Origin of the sequence: Acidaminococcus nyctereutis, from assembly GCF_052216985.1 — a bacterium.
Classification (GTDB): Bacteria; Bacillota; Negativicutes; order Acidaminococcales; family Acidaminococcaceae; genus Acidaminococcus; species Acidaminococcus fermentans_A.
This window is the reverse complement of record NZ_JBQOUY010000014.1, coordinates 15,348-30,802: the sequence shown is the minus strand read 5'-3', so window position 1 is coordinate 30,802 and position 15,455 is coordinate 15,348. Positions and strand designations below refer to the sequence as shown.

13 protein-coding genes are annotated in these 15,455 nt (G+C 52.1%); 4 read left to right on the top strand and 9 right to left on the bottom strand.

Annotated elements, in window-relative coordinates; translation table 11 throughout:
- Positions 1 to 9: 9 nt before the first annotated feature.
- Positions 10 to 1,014 (bottom strand): DctP family TRAP transporter solute-binding subunit, encoded by a 1,005-nt coding sequence (locus ACTUHY_RS08010; RefSeq protein WP_442827303.1) that lies wholly within the window; start codon positions 1,012 to 1,014, stop codon positions 10 to 12.
- Positions 1,015 to 1,303: 289 nt separating this feature from the next.
- On the bottom strand, positions 1,304 to 1,984 hold the full coding sequence (locus ACTUHY_RS08005; RefSeq protein WP_442827302.1) for a FadR/GntR family transcriptional regulator: 681 nt from the start codon (positions 1,982 to 1,984) through the stop codon (positions 1,304 to 1,306).
- A gap of 333 nt (positions 1,985 to 2,317) precedes the next feature.
- Here ACTUHY_RS08005 and glsA point away from each other — a divergent pair, with 333 nt between their 5' ends.
- Positions 2,318 to 3,259, top strand: a complete 942-nt coding sequence (gene glsA / locus ACTUHY_RS08000) for a glutaminase A (protein ID WP_442827301.1) — start codon at positions 2,318 to 2,320, stop codon at positions 3,257 to 3,259.
- Between the two features lie 42 nt (positions 3,260 to 3,301).
- Here glsA and serA read toward each other — a convergent pair whose 3' ends face one another.
- Together serA and ACTUHY_RS07990 are read right to left on the bottom strand one after the other, a co-directional pair.
- Positions 3,302 to 4,891, bottom strand: coding sequence for a phosphoglycerate dehydrogenase (gene serA, locus ACTUHY_RS07995; protein WP_442827300.1), 1,590 nt, complete (start codon positions 4,889 to 4,891; stop codon positions 3,302 to 3,304).
- A gap of 317 nt (positions 4,892 to 5,208) precedes the next feature.
- Positions 5,209 to 6,192 carry a DNA recombination protein RmuC gene (locus tag ACTUHY_RS07990; RefSeq protein WP_442827299.1) on the bottom strand — a complete coding sequence of 328 codons (984 nt, stop codon included), beginning with the start codon at positions 6,190 to 6,192 and terminating at the stop codon, positions 5,209 to 5,211.
- A gap of 147 nt (positions 6,193 to 6,339) precedes the next feature.
- On the opposite strand from ACTUHY_RS07990, the gene ACTUHY_RS07985 reads away from it, so the two are divergent.
- On the top strand, positions 6,340 to 6,948 hold the full coding sequence (locus tag ACTUHY_RS07985) for a TetR/AcrR family transcriptional regulator (protein WP_442827298.1): 609 nt from the start codon (positions 6,340 to 6,342) through the stop codon (positions 6,946 to 6,948).
- Positions 6,949 to 6,998: 50 nt separating this feature from the next.
- Here the strand turns inward: ACTUHY_RS07985 and ACTUHY_RS07980 are convergent, their stop codons facing one another.
- The 3 genes from ACTUHY_RS07980 to ACTUHY_RS07970 form a co-directional block, all read right to left on the bottom strand.
- The gene (locus ACTUHY_RS07980) at positions 6,999 to 9,113 is read right to left on the bottom strand and encodes a heavy metal translocating P-type ATPase (RefSeq protein ID WP_442827297.1); all 2,115 of its coding nucleotides are present in this window, start codon (positions 9,111 to 9,113) and stop codon (positions 6,999 to 7,001) included.
- Positions 9,114 to 9,145: 32 nt separating this feature from the next.
- Positions 9,146 to 9,439, bottom strand: coding sequence for a DUF6110 family protein (locus ACTUHY_RS07975; protein WP_442827296.1), 294 nt, complete (start codon positions 9,437 to 9,439; stop codon positions 9,146 to 9,148).
- A 448-nt stretch (positions 9,440 to 9,887) separates the two neighbouring features.
- Positions 9,888 to 10,436: a helix-turn-helix domain-containing protein gene (locus ACTUHY_RS07970; protein WP_441374114.1), complete on the bottom strand. Its 549-nt coding sequence runs from the start codon at positions 10,434 to 10,436 to the stop codon at positions 9,888 to 9,890.
- A 169-nt stretch (positions 10,437 to 10,605) separates the two neighbouring features.
- On the opposite strand from ACTUHY_RS07970, the gene ACTUHY_RS07965 reads away from it, so the two are divergent.
- Positions 10,606 to 12,099, top strand: coding sequence for an alanine/glycine:cation symporter family protein (locus ACTUHY_RS07965; protein ID WP_442827295.1), 1,494 nt, complete (start codon positions 10,606 to 10,608; stop codon positions 12,097 to 12,099).
- A gap of 13 nt (positions 12,100 to 12,112) precedes the next feature.
- On the top strand, positions 12,113 to 13,309 hold the full coding sequence (locus ACTUHY_RS07960; RefSeq protein ID WP_442827294.1) for a MalY/PatB family protein: 1,197 nt from the start codon (positions 12,113 to 12,115) through the stop codon (positions 13,307 to 13,309).
- Between the two features lie 72 nt (positions 13,310 to 13,381).
- Here ACTUHY_RS07960 and ACTUHY_RS07955 read toward each other — a convergent pair whose 3' ends face one another.
- A complete protein-coding gene (locus tag ACTUHY_RS07955) occupies positions 13,382 to 13,594 on the bottom strand; it encodes a type II toxin-antitoxin system RelB/DinJ family antitoxin (RefSeq protein ID WP_278674898.1) in 213 nt (70 codons plus the stop codon).
- Between the two features lie 247 nt (positions 13,595 to 13,841).
- Complete coding sequence (locus ACTUHY_RS07950) at positions 13,842 to 15,449, bottom strand: gamma-glutamyltransferase family protein (protein ID WP_442827293.1); 1,608 nt, start codon at positions 15,447 to 15,449, stop codon at positions 13,842 to 13,844.
- Between the last annotated feature and the right edge of the window lie 6 nt (positions 15,450 to 15,455).

Below are 15,455 nucleotides of genomic sequence, written 5' to 3'. Positions count from 1 at the left end.
TCTGACACCTTAGGATTCTGCGACTGCCTTTTTGAAAGCGTCCACGATTTCATCCCCCGCTTTGCTGCGGATCATAGGTTCCACATCTTTTGTCGCTGCTTTGAACTGAGCAGCTTCAGCAGCCGTAGGTGTATAGGTCTTCAGTCCATTCTTCTTTTCCATAGTGGACAGGAATTCCTTATCATTTTGTTCATTCAGGTTTCTTTCATCTTTGATAAACTCTTTCACACATTCCTGAAAGATCTTCTGCTGTTCCGGAGATAGTTTATTCCAGCTTTCTTTACTGATAGCCACGATATACGGATCATAAATATGAGGCAGCAGTGTCATGTATTTCACGACTTCAGCAAATCCCATGGAATAGGTCAACGCTACGCCATTTTCCTGTCCATCCACAGTTCCTTGCTGCAGCGCTGTGTAAAGTTCACCAAACGCAATGGGAGTAGCAGATGCGCCCAAATCATTGACAATCTTCATATGCACATCATTTTCCTGAGTCCTGATCTTTAAGCCAACCATATCAGCCGGAGTACGAATCTCTCTCTTGGAGTTAGAAAATTGACGCAGGCTGTTTTCTGCCCATCCCAAGAACTTCCAGCCGCCTTCTTTTTCCGTCAGCGCTCCAAGCTTCTGCCCAAAGGGCCCGTCATAGATTTTCCAACCTTTTTGCCGGTTTTCAATCATATAGGGTAAATTTGTCACGTTTACGCTTTTGGAAAAACCGGCAACCACAGCAGAAGAGATGACCCCGCAGTCGATGCTGCCCAGAGAAACCCCTTCCATTACTTCCCGTTCCGATCCCAGCTGATTGGCTGGATAATGATTGATCAGGATGGTCCCCTTCGATTTTTTCTCTACATTCTTCTTGAAATTTTCACTGGCCTTGCCCAATCGGTCTTCCGGGGAAGAACCATGGGCCCAGGATAACGTGACTACACCTTGTTTATCCGTTGATGCAGCTTTCTTATCTGATGAATTCCCGCCACAGCCAGCTGTAAAGATCAGCAGACTCATAGAAAGTAACGCCATTGCCAGCATGCTTTTCCTTTGCCACGATTTCTTCATTGCCCTTCCCCCTTGACAAAAATTGTTTTGCTATTTTTCCTGCCACAAAGGAATCGTGACAGGCTGCAACCTTCTCCAAATGGAAAGCAAACCATTTTCATTAAATACAGCCGCATTGTTGTTTGATTTGTTATTATTTTCTGCATTTTTTATTTGTTAGTAATCAGGTCATCAGACCTTTATTGGTCCGCATATGATTCCCCCTTTCCAACGCCTGGATTTCTTGCACGTAACTTTCCTATTTGTTACCCTGGGAAATAAGGACGACGCGTTTCGCCGTCGTATCCAGATGCTGCAACACAGCTTCCACACAAGCAACCCGATCTCGGGATTTCAAAGCCTGCAAGATGCGGTGATGAGCGACCCTTGCATCTTCGATGATTTCTTCATGCTCAAACAACTTCCACAGCAATTCTGTCCGCATATTTTCCAACAATTTGCTGATTTGCAGCAGCATGGGATTTTTCGTCAGTTCTAGCAAATAAGCATGGAATTGTTTATCAGCTTCCACATACTCTTTTTCGGGGTGTTTCTCATCGAATACCGATACCAGCCTGTTCAGGACGGCAAAATCTTCCTCACTGACCTTGTCATAGATGGTAAGGATATTCCCTACTTCGATGACTCTCCGCAGTTCCAAAAACGGCAGTCGATTCTCTTGGCTTGGAAAAAAGCCAAGGAACTCTGAAAAATTCTGAGCACAATGATCGACCACAAAAGTCCCTTCTCCTTGACGGGACTCGATCACTCCGTAAGCCGCCAGGATTTTCATACCTTCCCGCAGAGAAGAACGGCCAACGCCCAGTTCTTTGGCCATATCGGCTTCTTTGGGGAGCCTGTCTCCCACATGCAGTTTTCCCGTATGAAGGGCGTCTTTCACGGAGTTTACGACGATATCTGTAGCATTGACTCTAATCATATGGACCTCTTTCTGCCTTGATGCGATGCGCTGGTGATGATCTTAGTTCATTTTCATATTCAACAATCTAAGTGTTGCTTTTCTGCGGTCGCCTCTTAGACATCTGATTGTCTGATGTATTACGGCTTTAGTATAATAAACCGAATTGGGGATGTCAATACTGAATTTCCAGAAAATTTGGTGTTCATTCCATATTCTCTCCGGAAGAGAATCTCTTCTCCTCCCGCCTGCCAAATCTATCTGTTTCCCCTCCCTTCTATATGCTATAATGAATTGATAGATAATTTACACAATACTGTATCGGACAATAGAAACACCAAGGGGGATGAAAGCATGGTTATGGACAAGGAAGAGATCCAGGCGATCCTGGAAAAAGCACTGGCTGAAGGAAGGAATGTATTATACGAAGGCAGGGTGGCCAGCTACATCCCGGAACTGGCCAAGGCCAACTCCGGAAATCTGGGAGTCTGCCTTATGCGCAAGGACGGCAGCACGTACTGTGCCGGGGACTATGATATCCCCTTTACCATGCAGAGCATCTCCAAGACATTTTCCCTGATCCTGGCTCTCCAGACCGCCGGGTATGACAAAGTGTTCAGCAAGATCGGCATGGAACCTACCGGTGACCGTTTCGACAGTATCCTCCAGCTGGAACTGAAAGACTGGCGTCCCTTCAACCCTATGATCAATGCGGGGGCCATCGTGACGGCCAGCTGCATCGAAACACCGGACCCTTACCAATCTTTCCTGGAGCTGGTCCGGACCTTGTGCGGGAATCCCCGGATCGGGCTCAATGAGTCAGTCTACCGCTCGGAGAAAAAGACAGGGACCCGGAACCGTTCCATCGCCTACCTGCTGAAAAGCGACAATGTGCTGGATGGAGAACCGGAAGAGGTCCTGGATGTGTATTTCCGGATGTGCTCCGTCATGGTGACGGCCCGGGATCTGGCCCATTACGGGATGGTCCTGTCCAACCACGGGGTGGATCCCCAGACCGGAAAACAGCTGGTGGATTCCACCATCGTCCGGATTGTCACTACCTTGATGATGCTCTGCGGTATGTATGATGAATCAGGAGAATATGCGGTGAAGATCGGTCTGCCCAGCAAAAGCGGTGTGGGTGGCGGCATCTGTGCCATCGCCCGGCATGGCATCGGCATCGGCACCTTTGGTCCCATGCTGAACAAAAAAGGGAACAGTGTGGGTGGGGAACGGATCCTCCGGGTCCTGTCCGAATCCCTGGGGCTCCATGTGTTCGATACGAAGGAATTTTAAGAGGGGGGACTGTTGCTCATGCAACAGTCCCCCCTCTTATTTTTACAGCGTCACGAAATCGGCGCTCTGAATTCCGTCCAGGCCGGCGATCATCTGCAGGGTCGCCTTTTCCACCGGGCTGTCCACGGTCATGATCATCATGGCATTGCCGGTCTTCGGCTTCCGGGCCACCTGCATGTTGGCAATGTTCACATGGGCAGCCCCCAAGAGAGTCCCCATCTGGCCGATCATCCCAGGCTTGTCGTCGTTCTTGGCCAGGATCATATAGCGTTCCGGCACCAAATCATAATGATATCCCTGGACTTCCGTGATATGGGGCGTTTCATCCGGTGCCACCATCCCGGCCGCCGTGAATTCCTTATTGCCGCTATAGAATTTCACCGCTACCCGGTTCAACCGGTTCTCCCCGTTCATTTTTCCTTCTACCACGGCTACTCCCCGGGTTTCCGCAGCCAGTTCCGCATTAACCATGTTGACCCGTTCCTTCAGGATGGGATCGAACAGGCCCTTCAGGATGCTCCGGGTGATCAGGGTCGTTTCCAGGTTGGCGGCCGGACCTTCGTAGACCACTTCTACTTTGTCCACGGGATCCTTTTCCATCTGGTAGTACAGCTTGCCCAGGCATTCACCCAGCTGCAGATACCCCAGCATCCCTTCCAGTTCCTGGGGATGGAGTGCGGGCAGGTTCACTGCATTGGGGACCATCTGTCCCTTCAGCACGTTCACCACTTCCTGGGCAATGGAAATCCCCACTTTATCCTGGGCTTCCGCCGTATCGGCTCCCAGATGGGGAGTCAGGACACACTGATCCAGACCGATCAGCGGGGAAATCGGTTTCGGTTCATCCACCAGCACATCCAACCCGATGCTGGCCACCTGGCCTTCTTTGATGGCGTCAGCCACAGCCTGTTCATTGTAAAGGCCACCCCGGGCGCAGTTCACCAGCCGTACACCCCGTTTGCATTTCTTCAGTTCTTCCTTCCCGATCATATTGATGGTTTCTTCGGTCTTAGGAGTATGGATGGTGATCACATCTGCTTTGGCCAGCAGTTCATCCAGGGTTTCGCATTTTTCTACGCCCAGCCGTTTGAACCGGGCATCAGGGATATAGGGATCATACGCAATGACCTTCATCTCAAAAGCCTGCATCCGTTTGGTCACCAGGGTGCCGATCCTGCCCAGTCCGATGATGCCCAGGGTCTTGTGGTACAGTTCCACGCCCTTCAGATTCTTCCGGTCCCACACCCGGCTTTCAATCATCTTCTGGGCCCGTACCGTATTCCGGCAGGAAGCCAGCATCAGACCGATGGTATGTTCCGCTGCAGAGATTACGTTGGCTTCCGGGGTATTCACCACGATGATTCCCCGTTTGGTGGCCCCATCGATATCGATGTTGTCCACCCCGTTGCCGGCACGGCCTACCACCTTCAGATTCTTGGCGGCCTTATAGAATTCTTCGTTGACTTTGGTGACGCTGCGTACAATGATGGCATCATAATCCCCTACGATTTTCAGCAGTTCTTCCCGGGGGATATCGAACTTTACATCCACTTCCAGATCCGGCTGGGCTTTCAGCATTTCTACGCCTTTGTCCGAAATCCGTTCCACCACGATGACTTTTTTCTTATCCATGTTTTTTCTCTCCTTGTTTTCCGCCGAAAGGCAAAATAAAAACTCCCGTGCCTGACCCCCTAAACGGGTATGTCAAGGACGGGAGAACCTCTCACGTGGTGCCACCTTATTTCGCTGCAGCGCAGCCTCATTTCCAGGATAACGGCTTGGCCGGATGGGTTGCTGCCCCCATCGTCTCAGGAGTGGATTCCACAGGACCTTCCGCTGCTTCCCACAACCAGCAGCTCTCTGTCTGAAAAGGCCTTATGTACTTGGTTCCTTCATGGACATTTTCTTCAGTATATCAATTTAGGCAGTTCAAGCACTTGCTTACGATTTTAGTCATTATCCCCACTGTTGTCAAGAGCTTTCGTAAATTTTTCTGCCCGGTCCAAATGTTTTTTCAGGATCCGCGTACGGTCTCCTACGGACTCCATGGCAGACTGGGCTTCTGCCAGCTTCTTTTCTGCCCGTTCCACGGCGGTCTCGAAAGCTCCCAAGTCCGTGTTGATCTGGGCCACCAGCCGCCAGATCTGGCTGGTCTGTTTCTGGACCACCAGGGTGCGGAAGCCCATCTGGAGGCTGTTCACCACTGCGGCCAGGGTAGTCGGTCCCACCAATGTCACCCGATATTTCCGCTGGATTTCACTAAGAAGGCCGGACCGGGACACAGCTTCTGCAAAAAGGCCCTCTAAGGGCAGATACAGCAGCCCGAAATCCGTGGAATAAGGGGGCGCGATGTATTTGTCCCGGATGTCCTTTGCCTCGCTTTTCAGCCGGATTTCCAGCTGTTTCAGGGCCAGTGTCTCAGCGTCTGCATCTCCCTCTTCCCGGGCCTGTACCAGCCGCTGGTAATCTTCCAGAGGGAATTTGGCATCAATGGGCAGCCACACTGGATTCTCTCCGGTCCGTCCTGGCAGGCGGATGGCAAATTCCACCCGTTCCTGGCTCCGGGGACGGATGGCCACATTGGTCCCGTACTGCTCCGGAGCCAGCATATCTCCCAGCAGGTTTCCCAGCTGCATCTCTCCCCAGATCCCCCGGTTCTTCACATTGGTCAGAACCTTTTTCAGATCCCCCACCCCCTGGGCCAGGGACTGCATGGATCCCAGCCCCCGGTTCACCATAGCCAGCCGGTCGCTGACCACACTCATGGACAGGGTCACCTTCTGATCCAGGCTGTCCCGGAGCCGGTCCGCCTCTTCCCGGGCCTGTTGGGCCCTGATTTCCTCCTGGGAACCCAAGGACCTCTGGAGCTGGATCAAGAGTACGATGAGCACAAGGAGGGCGCACAATACCGCCCCCAGCAAGATGGTTTCCATGACAGTTTCCGCCTTTCGTAAAAGTCTCCTACCATTATAACAAAAAAGAAGGTCAGCGAACAGGTGTTTTTACCTTTACCCTCTCTTTTTTCTGCGCTATAATTAAATTAATCACATAACTAATTATTTGCAAAGAGGGGAAGTCTCATGCACAGACGGAATTCGGAAGAAACCATGCAGCGGCTCAGGGATGCTGGAGCGGAACTGTTCGATAAAAAAGGATATCACAATGTCTCCATCAAAGAAATCGGCCGGCTGGCCGGTTGCAACAGCGCTTTGATTTCCTACCATTTCGGCAGCAAGCAGGCTCTGTACCAGGCTATCATCGACAGCCAGCTGGACGTCCTCCACCAGTTGGAGTCAAACATCGAAAAGGAAGAAAAAACTCCCCTCCAAAAGCTGAAACAGTATCTCCACGCCATCTTAGAAAGCCAGCTGGATCCCCGGCAGCATATGATCATCCTGTATCAGGAACTGCTGAACCCTTCCGGCCTCCTGGATGAGGATTCCTGGCATAAATTGATCCAGATGGGCGACTATGTCCAGAGGCTGCTGATCCAGGCGGTAGAGCAAAAGGAGCTTCAGGCTCCTGTCCAAGAAAACGATTATGCCTTCGTAACCTTCATCCTGACGGCCATCACAGAAATGCTGTTCTTGGTAAAAGACCGGCCCTTGTCCCTGAACCCAGAAGGGCACCCAGCAGAAGAACTGCTGGACCGGCTGATCGGATTCGTGCTGAGGCCGCTCAAGCCGTAAGAAAGGGGCTGTGAAGAAATGAAAAATCCATTTCTTCACAGCCCCTTTTTTCACGCTTCCATCAGATCCGTCATGCTGTGGAGACTGATGGCTATGGTCGATCCGTTGTGGAGCAGGGCCGTTGTGGCCGGAGGCAGGATACCCATCACCCCCAGGCCGATCAGGCCTGCATTGAAGGACACGACGAAATCGTAGTTGAAATTCACCCGCTTCATCAGCAGATTGCTGATCTGTTTCAGTACCACCAGCTGGCGCAGGTCGTGGGCGGAGACGGTGATATCCGCAATCTCCCGGGCGATGTCCGCCCCTTCGGCAATGGCCACCCCGGCATCCGCTTCGGACAGGGCCGGGGAATCGTTGATGCCGTCCCCCACCATGACTACCCGGTGGCCGCTGGCTTTGGCTTCTTTCACGAACCGTGCCTTGTCTTCCGGCAGCACCTCCGCATAGAACTTATCCACACCGATTTTCGCCGCCACGGCCGCGGCAGTCCGTTCGCTGTCCCCGGTCATCATCACCAGGTGCTTGAAGCCGGCTTTCCGCAGATCCTGGAGCACCGCCGGCGCTTCCGGCCGGAGCGGGTCCTGGATGCAGAGGATGGCCACCAGTTTGCCGTCCAGGGCCATATAGATATGGGAATATTCCTCCGGACGGCTTTCATAGAGGGCTTCTTCCCCTTCCGGGATCACGCACTTCTCGTCGTCGAAGATGAAGTGCCCGGACCCGATCACAATCCGTTTGCCTTCCACCATGGAGGCGATCCCGTGAGCCACGATGTATTCCACTTTGCTGTGCATTTCCTCGTGGATCAGCCCTTCTTCCGCTGCCTGGCGCACAATGGCGTTGGCCACTGAATGGGGGAAATGTTCCTCCAGACAGGCCGCGTAGCGCAGCACGGTGGCACGGTCATACCCACTGAAGCAAAGTACATCTGCCACTTTGGGTTTGGCCAGGGTCAGGGTACCGGTCTTGTCGAAGACAATGGTATCCGCCTGGGCCACCGCTTCCAGGAATTTGCCGCCTTTGACGGTGATCTTGTGGGTACTGCATTCGCGCATGGCCGACAGCACCGCCAGGGGCATGGACAGTTTCAGGGCACAGGAGAAGTCCACCATCAGGATGGACATGGCCCGGGTCAGGTTCCGGGTCAGCAGATAGATGAGCAGGGTCCCTCCCAGGCACCAGGGCACCAGGCTGTCCGCTAGATGGTTGGCCCGGCTTTCCAGGTTGGACTTGAATACTTCGGAATCCTGGATCATCTGCACGATCCGGTCGTACCGGTTGGAACCGGCGCCGCCTTTCACCCGGATGGTGATTTCCCCGTCTTCCACCACAGTCCCGGCGTAAACAGTAAGCCCCGGGGTCTTGTGCACCGGCAGGGATTCCCCGGTCATGGACGCCTGGTTCACCATGGCATCTCCCCGGGCCACTGCCCCATCCAGGGGGATGGTACTGCCCATCTTCACGCTGACCAGGTCCCCAGCCTGGATATCGGACAGGGACACTTCCACTTCCGTCCCATCCACCACTTTCCACACCGTATCGATGTGGAGGGACATATTGTCCGCCAGATCGTGGACAGATTTTTGGTAGGTCCATTCTTCCAGCAGTTCCCCGACCCGCAGCAGCAGCATTACGGAACCGGCGGTACTGATGTCCTTCTGGAGCATGGCCGCAGTAATGGCCGTGGCGTCCAGCACCGGCACATCCAGCCGGCCGTGGCGCAGGGATTGCAGACCCAGCCGGATAAAGCCCAGGGTATGGTACCAGCCCCGGACCATCCGGATAGGCAGTGGCAGGAACCACTTGCAGGCAAAGTGACGGGCCAGGAGAGTGAGCAGCCGGTTCCGGTACTGCCGGTTCAGCATCAGGGCTCCAGCCTTTTCTTTGGTGGCTTTCCGCAGGTCCGGATCGTTCATGTTCAGCCGGGCCAAGGCCTTCAGGATCCCTTCCCGGATCTTCCCCAGATCATCGGGCCGGTACAGCACGGCAATGCCCGCTGCTCCCGAATACAGCTTCACCTTCCGGATCCCGGGGACCCGTTCCAGGCCGCCCAGGATGGCCGCTCCCTGTTCCAGGCTGAAGGAACGGACACTCCGCCCTTCCTGAGCCAGGCAGCGGACCCGGAGCCGGCCGGCTGTTTCATGTTGGATTTGAAATTTCATGGCGTTTCCGCTCCTTTCTCAACGAAAAGAGCTTACTTCGCTTCGTCTTCAACTACGGCAGCCGCCGCTTCTTCCTTGGCTTTTTCTGCCGCTTCTGCTTCTTCCAGCTTCTGGTTTTCTTCCTTGGCCGCTGCTACGATATCGTCAGCCTGAGCCTGGAGGGAGGCAGAGCTTTCCGCAGCACATTTCTGCACCCGCAGAGCAGCAGCCGTGGTCTTCACCAAAGCCTTTTTCACCAGCTTGGATTTCACCACCCGTTCACCCAGAAGTCCCAGGACAGCGCCCCCAGCAACCAAACCCGTTTTAATCCAATCTTCTCTTTCCATGACACATGGCTCCCTTCTCGGCCCACAGAATCTGCGGGTCTCTGTGTATTTGTCCCGGATCATTTCGCACATTAGGAAGCTGTTTCACATGAGTACGGCAGAGCGCCCGATCTCCCGGAACGGCCTAATACCACGTCCCAGAAGCCGCATTCAAATCAGATCTCAGGTACCTTACTCCAGTATCAACCGGGATAATAGAATATTATAGCACAGATGTAGGGGATCGAGGAACAGGAGATTCCGTCACTTCCTCACCCTCAATTGTTCCACCAGGGCGTTCAGCCGGCCGTTCCTGACATCCAGCTGGGTGTCAGATCAAACTTTGTTGGAATAACAGCAAAATTTACCGTTTTTCATTTGAGCAGAAATAACTTATAGAAGTCATAATAACTATCTGGAAAGGTCTACCACAGAGATCCTGCGATACCCTTTAATCGGTTTCGGCTGCTTATGGGTTGTAAAGGATGTTGTGAAAGATGAGACGGCTATCACTGATATTCCTATAGGCATGACGGACATCTGCTTTAAAACGGATGCTTTCCCCTTCACAAAGGCGAAAGCTTTCATGTTCTATTTCCAGTTCCAACGCCCCAGAGAATACGGTGATAAACTCAATGGTCCCCCGCATATGCATCTCAGACTCCCACTGAGCCCCAGGATCTATATCCATGTAATAGACACTGAAACGCTGGGAGCCATCCCCAGGAAAAATAACATAGTTCCTGACCCCTGCATCACCTATGATGGGATCGATATCCGCTAATTTCACAACTTCATAAGGCAAGTGAGGCCGTGTCACAAGCGTGTTAAAGGGAACCATGAGACCATTGGCAATCTTCCAAAGCGTGGACAGCGACGGATTTCCTTTACCTCGTTCAATTTGAGCCAGCATAGATTTGCTAACGCCGCTGATTTTGGAAAGCTCCTCTAGGCTGATACTTTTTTCATTACGGATCCTGCGAATATTTTTGGATACGATCAAGTTGATAGTGTCCAATATAAAAAACCTCCTTGACAATATAATAACACGAAGCGTATTATTATATTAGCATTTGGCATGTCAATATATTGCTACTTGTTCTCTCATCAGGATATCCTATCTGCTGTTTTTTTTCAACCTCCATGCAGCTTCATCGTAAAAGATACCGAGAAAGGATGAGTCTATCGTGACTTTTGATGAATTGATCACTGCGGTTGATAATTTTGCCTGGGGACCTACGTTGGTCATATTTTCCCTGGGCTGCGGCCTTTTATTTTCTATTGCCTTAAAGTTTCCTCAGATACGACTCTTTAAGGAAATGGTCCGCTGTTCTTTCCGCAATAAAAAGGGAAAGGCCGGGCTGACCCCTTTTCAGGCGTTGTCTATCGCTATTGGGGGAAGGGTTGGAACAGGCAATATAACAGGGACTGCTAGTGCCATTATGTTTGGGGGGCCGGGTGCTGTTTTCTGGATGTGTGCGATGGCCATTGTCTGTTCCGCCTCTGCTTACATTGAATCAGCCTTAGCCCAGATATGGAAACGCCGTGTCAATGGTGAATATGCCGGTGGCCCTTCCTTTTACATGGAAAAAGGCCTTGGCTCTTCCTGGATGGCGGGATTCTATGGTTTTGTCAGTGTCGTTTTTTTGATCATCTTCGCAGGCGTGCAGACAAATGCATTCAGTTCCATCGTAACGACCAGTTATGATGTGTCCCCACTCACAGTCGCAATAGGATATACACTCCTCCTGGTCTTTGTGATATTTGGAGGTTCAAAGGTCATTGCCAGCGTTGCTGACAAAGTAGTACCTTTTATGTCCATTGCGTACGTAGGAGTTGCACTCCTACTTATTTTAATCAATCTTTCTCATGTGCCGTATGTACTTTCATTGATTGTATCATCTGCGTTCAGTACTCATGCAGTTTTTGGCGGAATGGTGGGAACATCTATATCATGGGGTGTCCGCAGAGGTGTGTTTTCGAACGAAGCAGGTCTTGGTACAGGAGCTTGGGTGGCAGGATGTGCCGACGTATCCCATCCCGCACGCGCGGGTTTATCTCAGGTCTTTTCTGTCTTTATTTCTCTCTGTATTTGCTTGGCCACTTCTCTCATGATCCTCGTGACGGAAAGTTATAGTGTCGTATCGGGTGATGGCAGTTATGTCGTGCAGCATATCCAGGGAGGCTACGATGTCTTCGTCACAGAGGCTATCAATTCAACCGTCCAAGGGTTCGGTTCCTTTTTCATAACAGCTGCCATGGGGCTCTTCACTTTTACGACCATCATGGCCTATTCCATGTATCTGTCTCGGATTTACTACTATTTTTTCAGTGATCGCTTAGATAAACCCATTGTAAAAGCCGTCAATATCGCTATCAATGCCGCTACTGTCGCACTTGGATTTGTCGGTCCATTGGTCCATTCCACATTAATATGGAATATGGCTTCAGCACTTTGCGGCCTGCTCTCTCTCGTAAACCTTGCCTGTCTTGCTTTTCTGTATAAACCAGGTGTCGCTACCCTTCGCGACTATGAGCGACAGCTTGCGAAAGGCATTGAACCGGTTTTTATTCCGGAAAGATGTGGCATCAAGGGTGCTGAGTATTGGAACCAAATTATAAAAGAAGATTATCCTGAAGAGTTATCTGCCTACCAGAAAGCTTTTGCAAAAAAATCATGAGGAGGAACCAAGTATGGGCAAATTGAATCTTGATGAATTGCATGACAGAAGAGGGACCGATTGTGTAAAGTGGGATTTCATGGATTTCGTCGATCCCCGTGTCCCTAAGGATGCCCAGCCATTATGGCTGTCCGATATGGAATTCCCGGTAGCCAAAGAAATCCAGGAGGCATTGATTAACCGGATCAAACAGGGCTTCTTAGGGCATTCCATGCCTGGCAGCCGCTATTTTGAATCCGTCCAGGGATGGTATAAGAGACGTTTTAACTGGGATATCGAAAGACGCTCTATATTCTACTCTCCTGGTACCCTACCTGCACTTGGATTTGCCATCCGGGCTTTCACAAAAGAAGGTGATGGCATAATCATTCAAGAACCCGTTTTCTATCCCTTCGCTGAATTGATTGAAGGAAATGGCCGCAAAGTTGTTAACAACCAGCTGATCAATGAAAATGAAAACTATAGTATGGATTTCGATGATCTGGCCGATAAAATCAAAGATCCTAGAAATACCATGATGATTCTTTGCTCACCACATAATCCCGTAGGCCGTGTATGGACAGAAGAAGAAATTAAAAATGTGGCTGACCTCTGCCAAAAGTACAATGTCCTTCTTTTCTCTGATGAATTGCACTGTGATGCAACGAGAAAGGATGTGACACATCATCCTACTATGACAGTTACCGATTACCCTAAGGTCATTACAGCTGTAGCTTTAGGGAAAACGTTCAATGTCGGAGGTGTCCCCATTTCCCAAATCATTATCCGGGATGAAGAACTGAGAAAGATTTGGTATCATGAAACACGGCTGAAACATTATATCAGTTTCGCACCGCCTCTTGATATGGTACTGACAGAAACTGCCTATAACAAATGTGACGGATGGGTCGATGAAGTCATGGAATACATCGAAGGAAATTTCGATTTTCTGGTCGAGTATCTCCAAAAACACTTGCCTCTGGCAAATTATAAGAAACCAGAAGGGACCTTCCTTGCTTGGATTCATTTGGGAGCATACGGCGACCCTGAGCGGCTCTTTGAATTGATGATAAAAAAGCACAAAGTCCTTATTGAAGATGGCCGTGTTTTTGGTCAAGGAGGCAGCGGGTATTTCAGGATGACGGTTGCCTGTCCGCGTTCCTTCCTAAAAGAAGGACTCGATAAAATCGTGGCCGCAGTCAATGATCTGCAAGCTGAAAACAACAAATAGCACACATGGCTATCTAAGGAAATGGAGGGAGTGTTGCACATCCAGTGCAACACTCCCTCCATTTCGTCTTCCTTACAGACCTTCTCCGACTTCAGCCGCAGCCTGTCGGCTGTCCTCTCTCCGGCAGTCAGCCGATACTTCGAAAGGGATCCGGTTCTCCCGGACCGTCCGTCGGGCAAAAATGGTGAATGCAGTGGTCATATTCATTCCCACATTGCTGCAGAATGATTCGAATTCTTTTTTCAGTTCCGCATCCATACGGATATTTACATTTACCGATGCCATATCCATCAACCCCTCTAGCTGTGATGTTTTGCATTATACAGCCATTGCAACGGAATGTCAACAAGAAGGTGTTGTCAATAGCAGCAACTCCTTGTTGGTTTCCGCCAGGCGCACGAGATGTGCCCAGATGCACGAAAGCGGAAATTTTCGAATGGGGCATAGTACTAAAAGGTACATGCCGCTTTCAAAAATCCCCGCTGACAAAGCAGATGGGCCCATATCGTGTGCCTGGGTTATCCGTTAGCAATCAGTAAGCCGCCACCGTCCCATCCGTCCTGGGCTCCGTCGCCCCTACCAGGGTCCCGTCGTCCCGGCGCCAGATGATCTGTCCCCGGCCGAAAGAGGTCCGGTCCTCCTTCACCACGATTTCGTGGCCTCGCTGCCGGAGCCCTTCGATGATCTCTGCTCCAGCCTGGGCTTCAATTTCCACCTTCTTCCCTTCGATCCACTGCCACCGGGGTGCATCCAGGGCAGCCTGGGGATTCATATGGAAATCCAGGGTATTCAGAAGTACCTGGAGATGGCCCTGGGGCTGCATGAAGCCGCCCATGACCCCAAAAGGCCCTACGGCTTTCCCATCTTTCGTCAGGAAGCCAGGGATGATGGTGTGGTAGGGTTTCTTGCCGGGAGCCAGGCAGTTGTCCATGGCAGGATCCAGGCTGAAATTATTCCCCCGGTCATTAAGGGCGATCCCTGTACCAGGGATCACGATACCGGAGCCGAAGCCTCGGAAATTGCTCTGGATGAAGGAAATCATATTTCCCTCCCCGTCGGCCGCACACAGGTATACAGTGCCGCCACTGAAGGGCTTGCCCCAATGGGGTGTCAGTGCCTGTTCCCCGATCAGGCTCCGGCGCTGGTCCGCATAGGCCGGACTCAGCATATCTTCCACCCGGGTATGCATGAACCGGGGATCGGCTACATAGTGCTGGGCATCAGAAAAGGCCAGTTTCATGGCTTCGATCTGTTTGTGCCAGCTGTCTACGGTTTCCCGCCGGTCCAGCTGGAATCCCTGCATGATGTTCAGGGCCATCAGCGCTGTGATCCCGTGGCCGTTGGGGGGGATCTCCCAGACATCATAGCCCCGGTAGTCCACATGGAGCGGAGTTACCCACTCTGCCCGATAAGCCGCCAGATCTTCCTTCCGGAGGCAGCCCCCGGTTTCCCGGCTGAAACGGTCTATCCGGTCCGCCAGTTCTCCCCGGTAGAACGCCTCCCCCTCGGTTTGGGCAAGGATCTCCAAGGTCCGGGCGTGATCCGGCAGAGTGACCGTCTCTCCCACTTCCGGAGCCCGGCCTTCGGGGAAGAAGGTAGCGAACAGTCCGGCAAAAGCCGGATCTTCTTTATACGGGGCAAAAGTCCCTTCCGCCGCCTTCCACAATTTCCGGATGGTAGGCGAAACAGGGAAACCTTCCCGGGCGTATTCCAGGGCCGGTGCAAACAGTTTGGCAAAAGGCAGCCGGCCGAACCGGCGATGGAGCTCTGCCCAGGCCGCCACCGCACCAGGTACCGTCACCGGCAGCCAGCCCCGCTGAGGCATCTCCTGGCAGCCAGCTGCCAGGACTTTTTCCCGGGTCAACAGGCCAGGAGCCGGACCGCTGCCGTTCAGGCCATACAATTTTCCGCCGGTCCAGACCAGGGCAAAGGCATCGCTGCCCAGCCCATTGCTGGTCGGTTCCACCACAGTCAGGCAGATGGCCGCCGCCAGGGCTGCATCCACCGCATTCCCTCCCTGGAGCAGCATCCGGAGCCCGGCCTGGGCCGCCAGCGGCTGTCCGGTGCACACCATGCCCTTCCGGGCGAAGATGGTCCGCCGCCGGGAAGCATACGGATAAACAGACGCATCAAATTCCATTTTTGC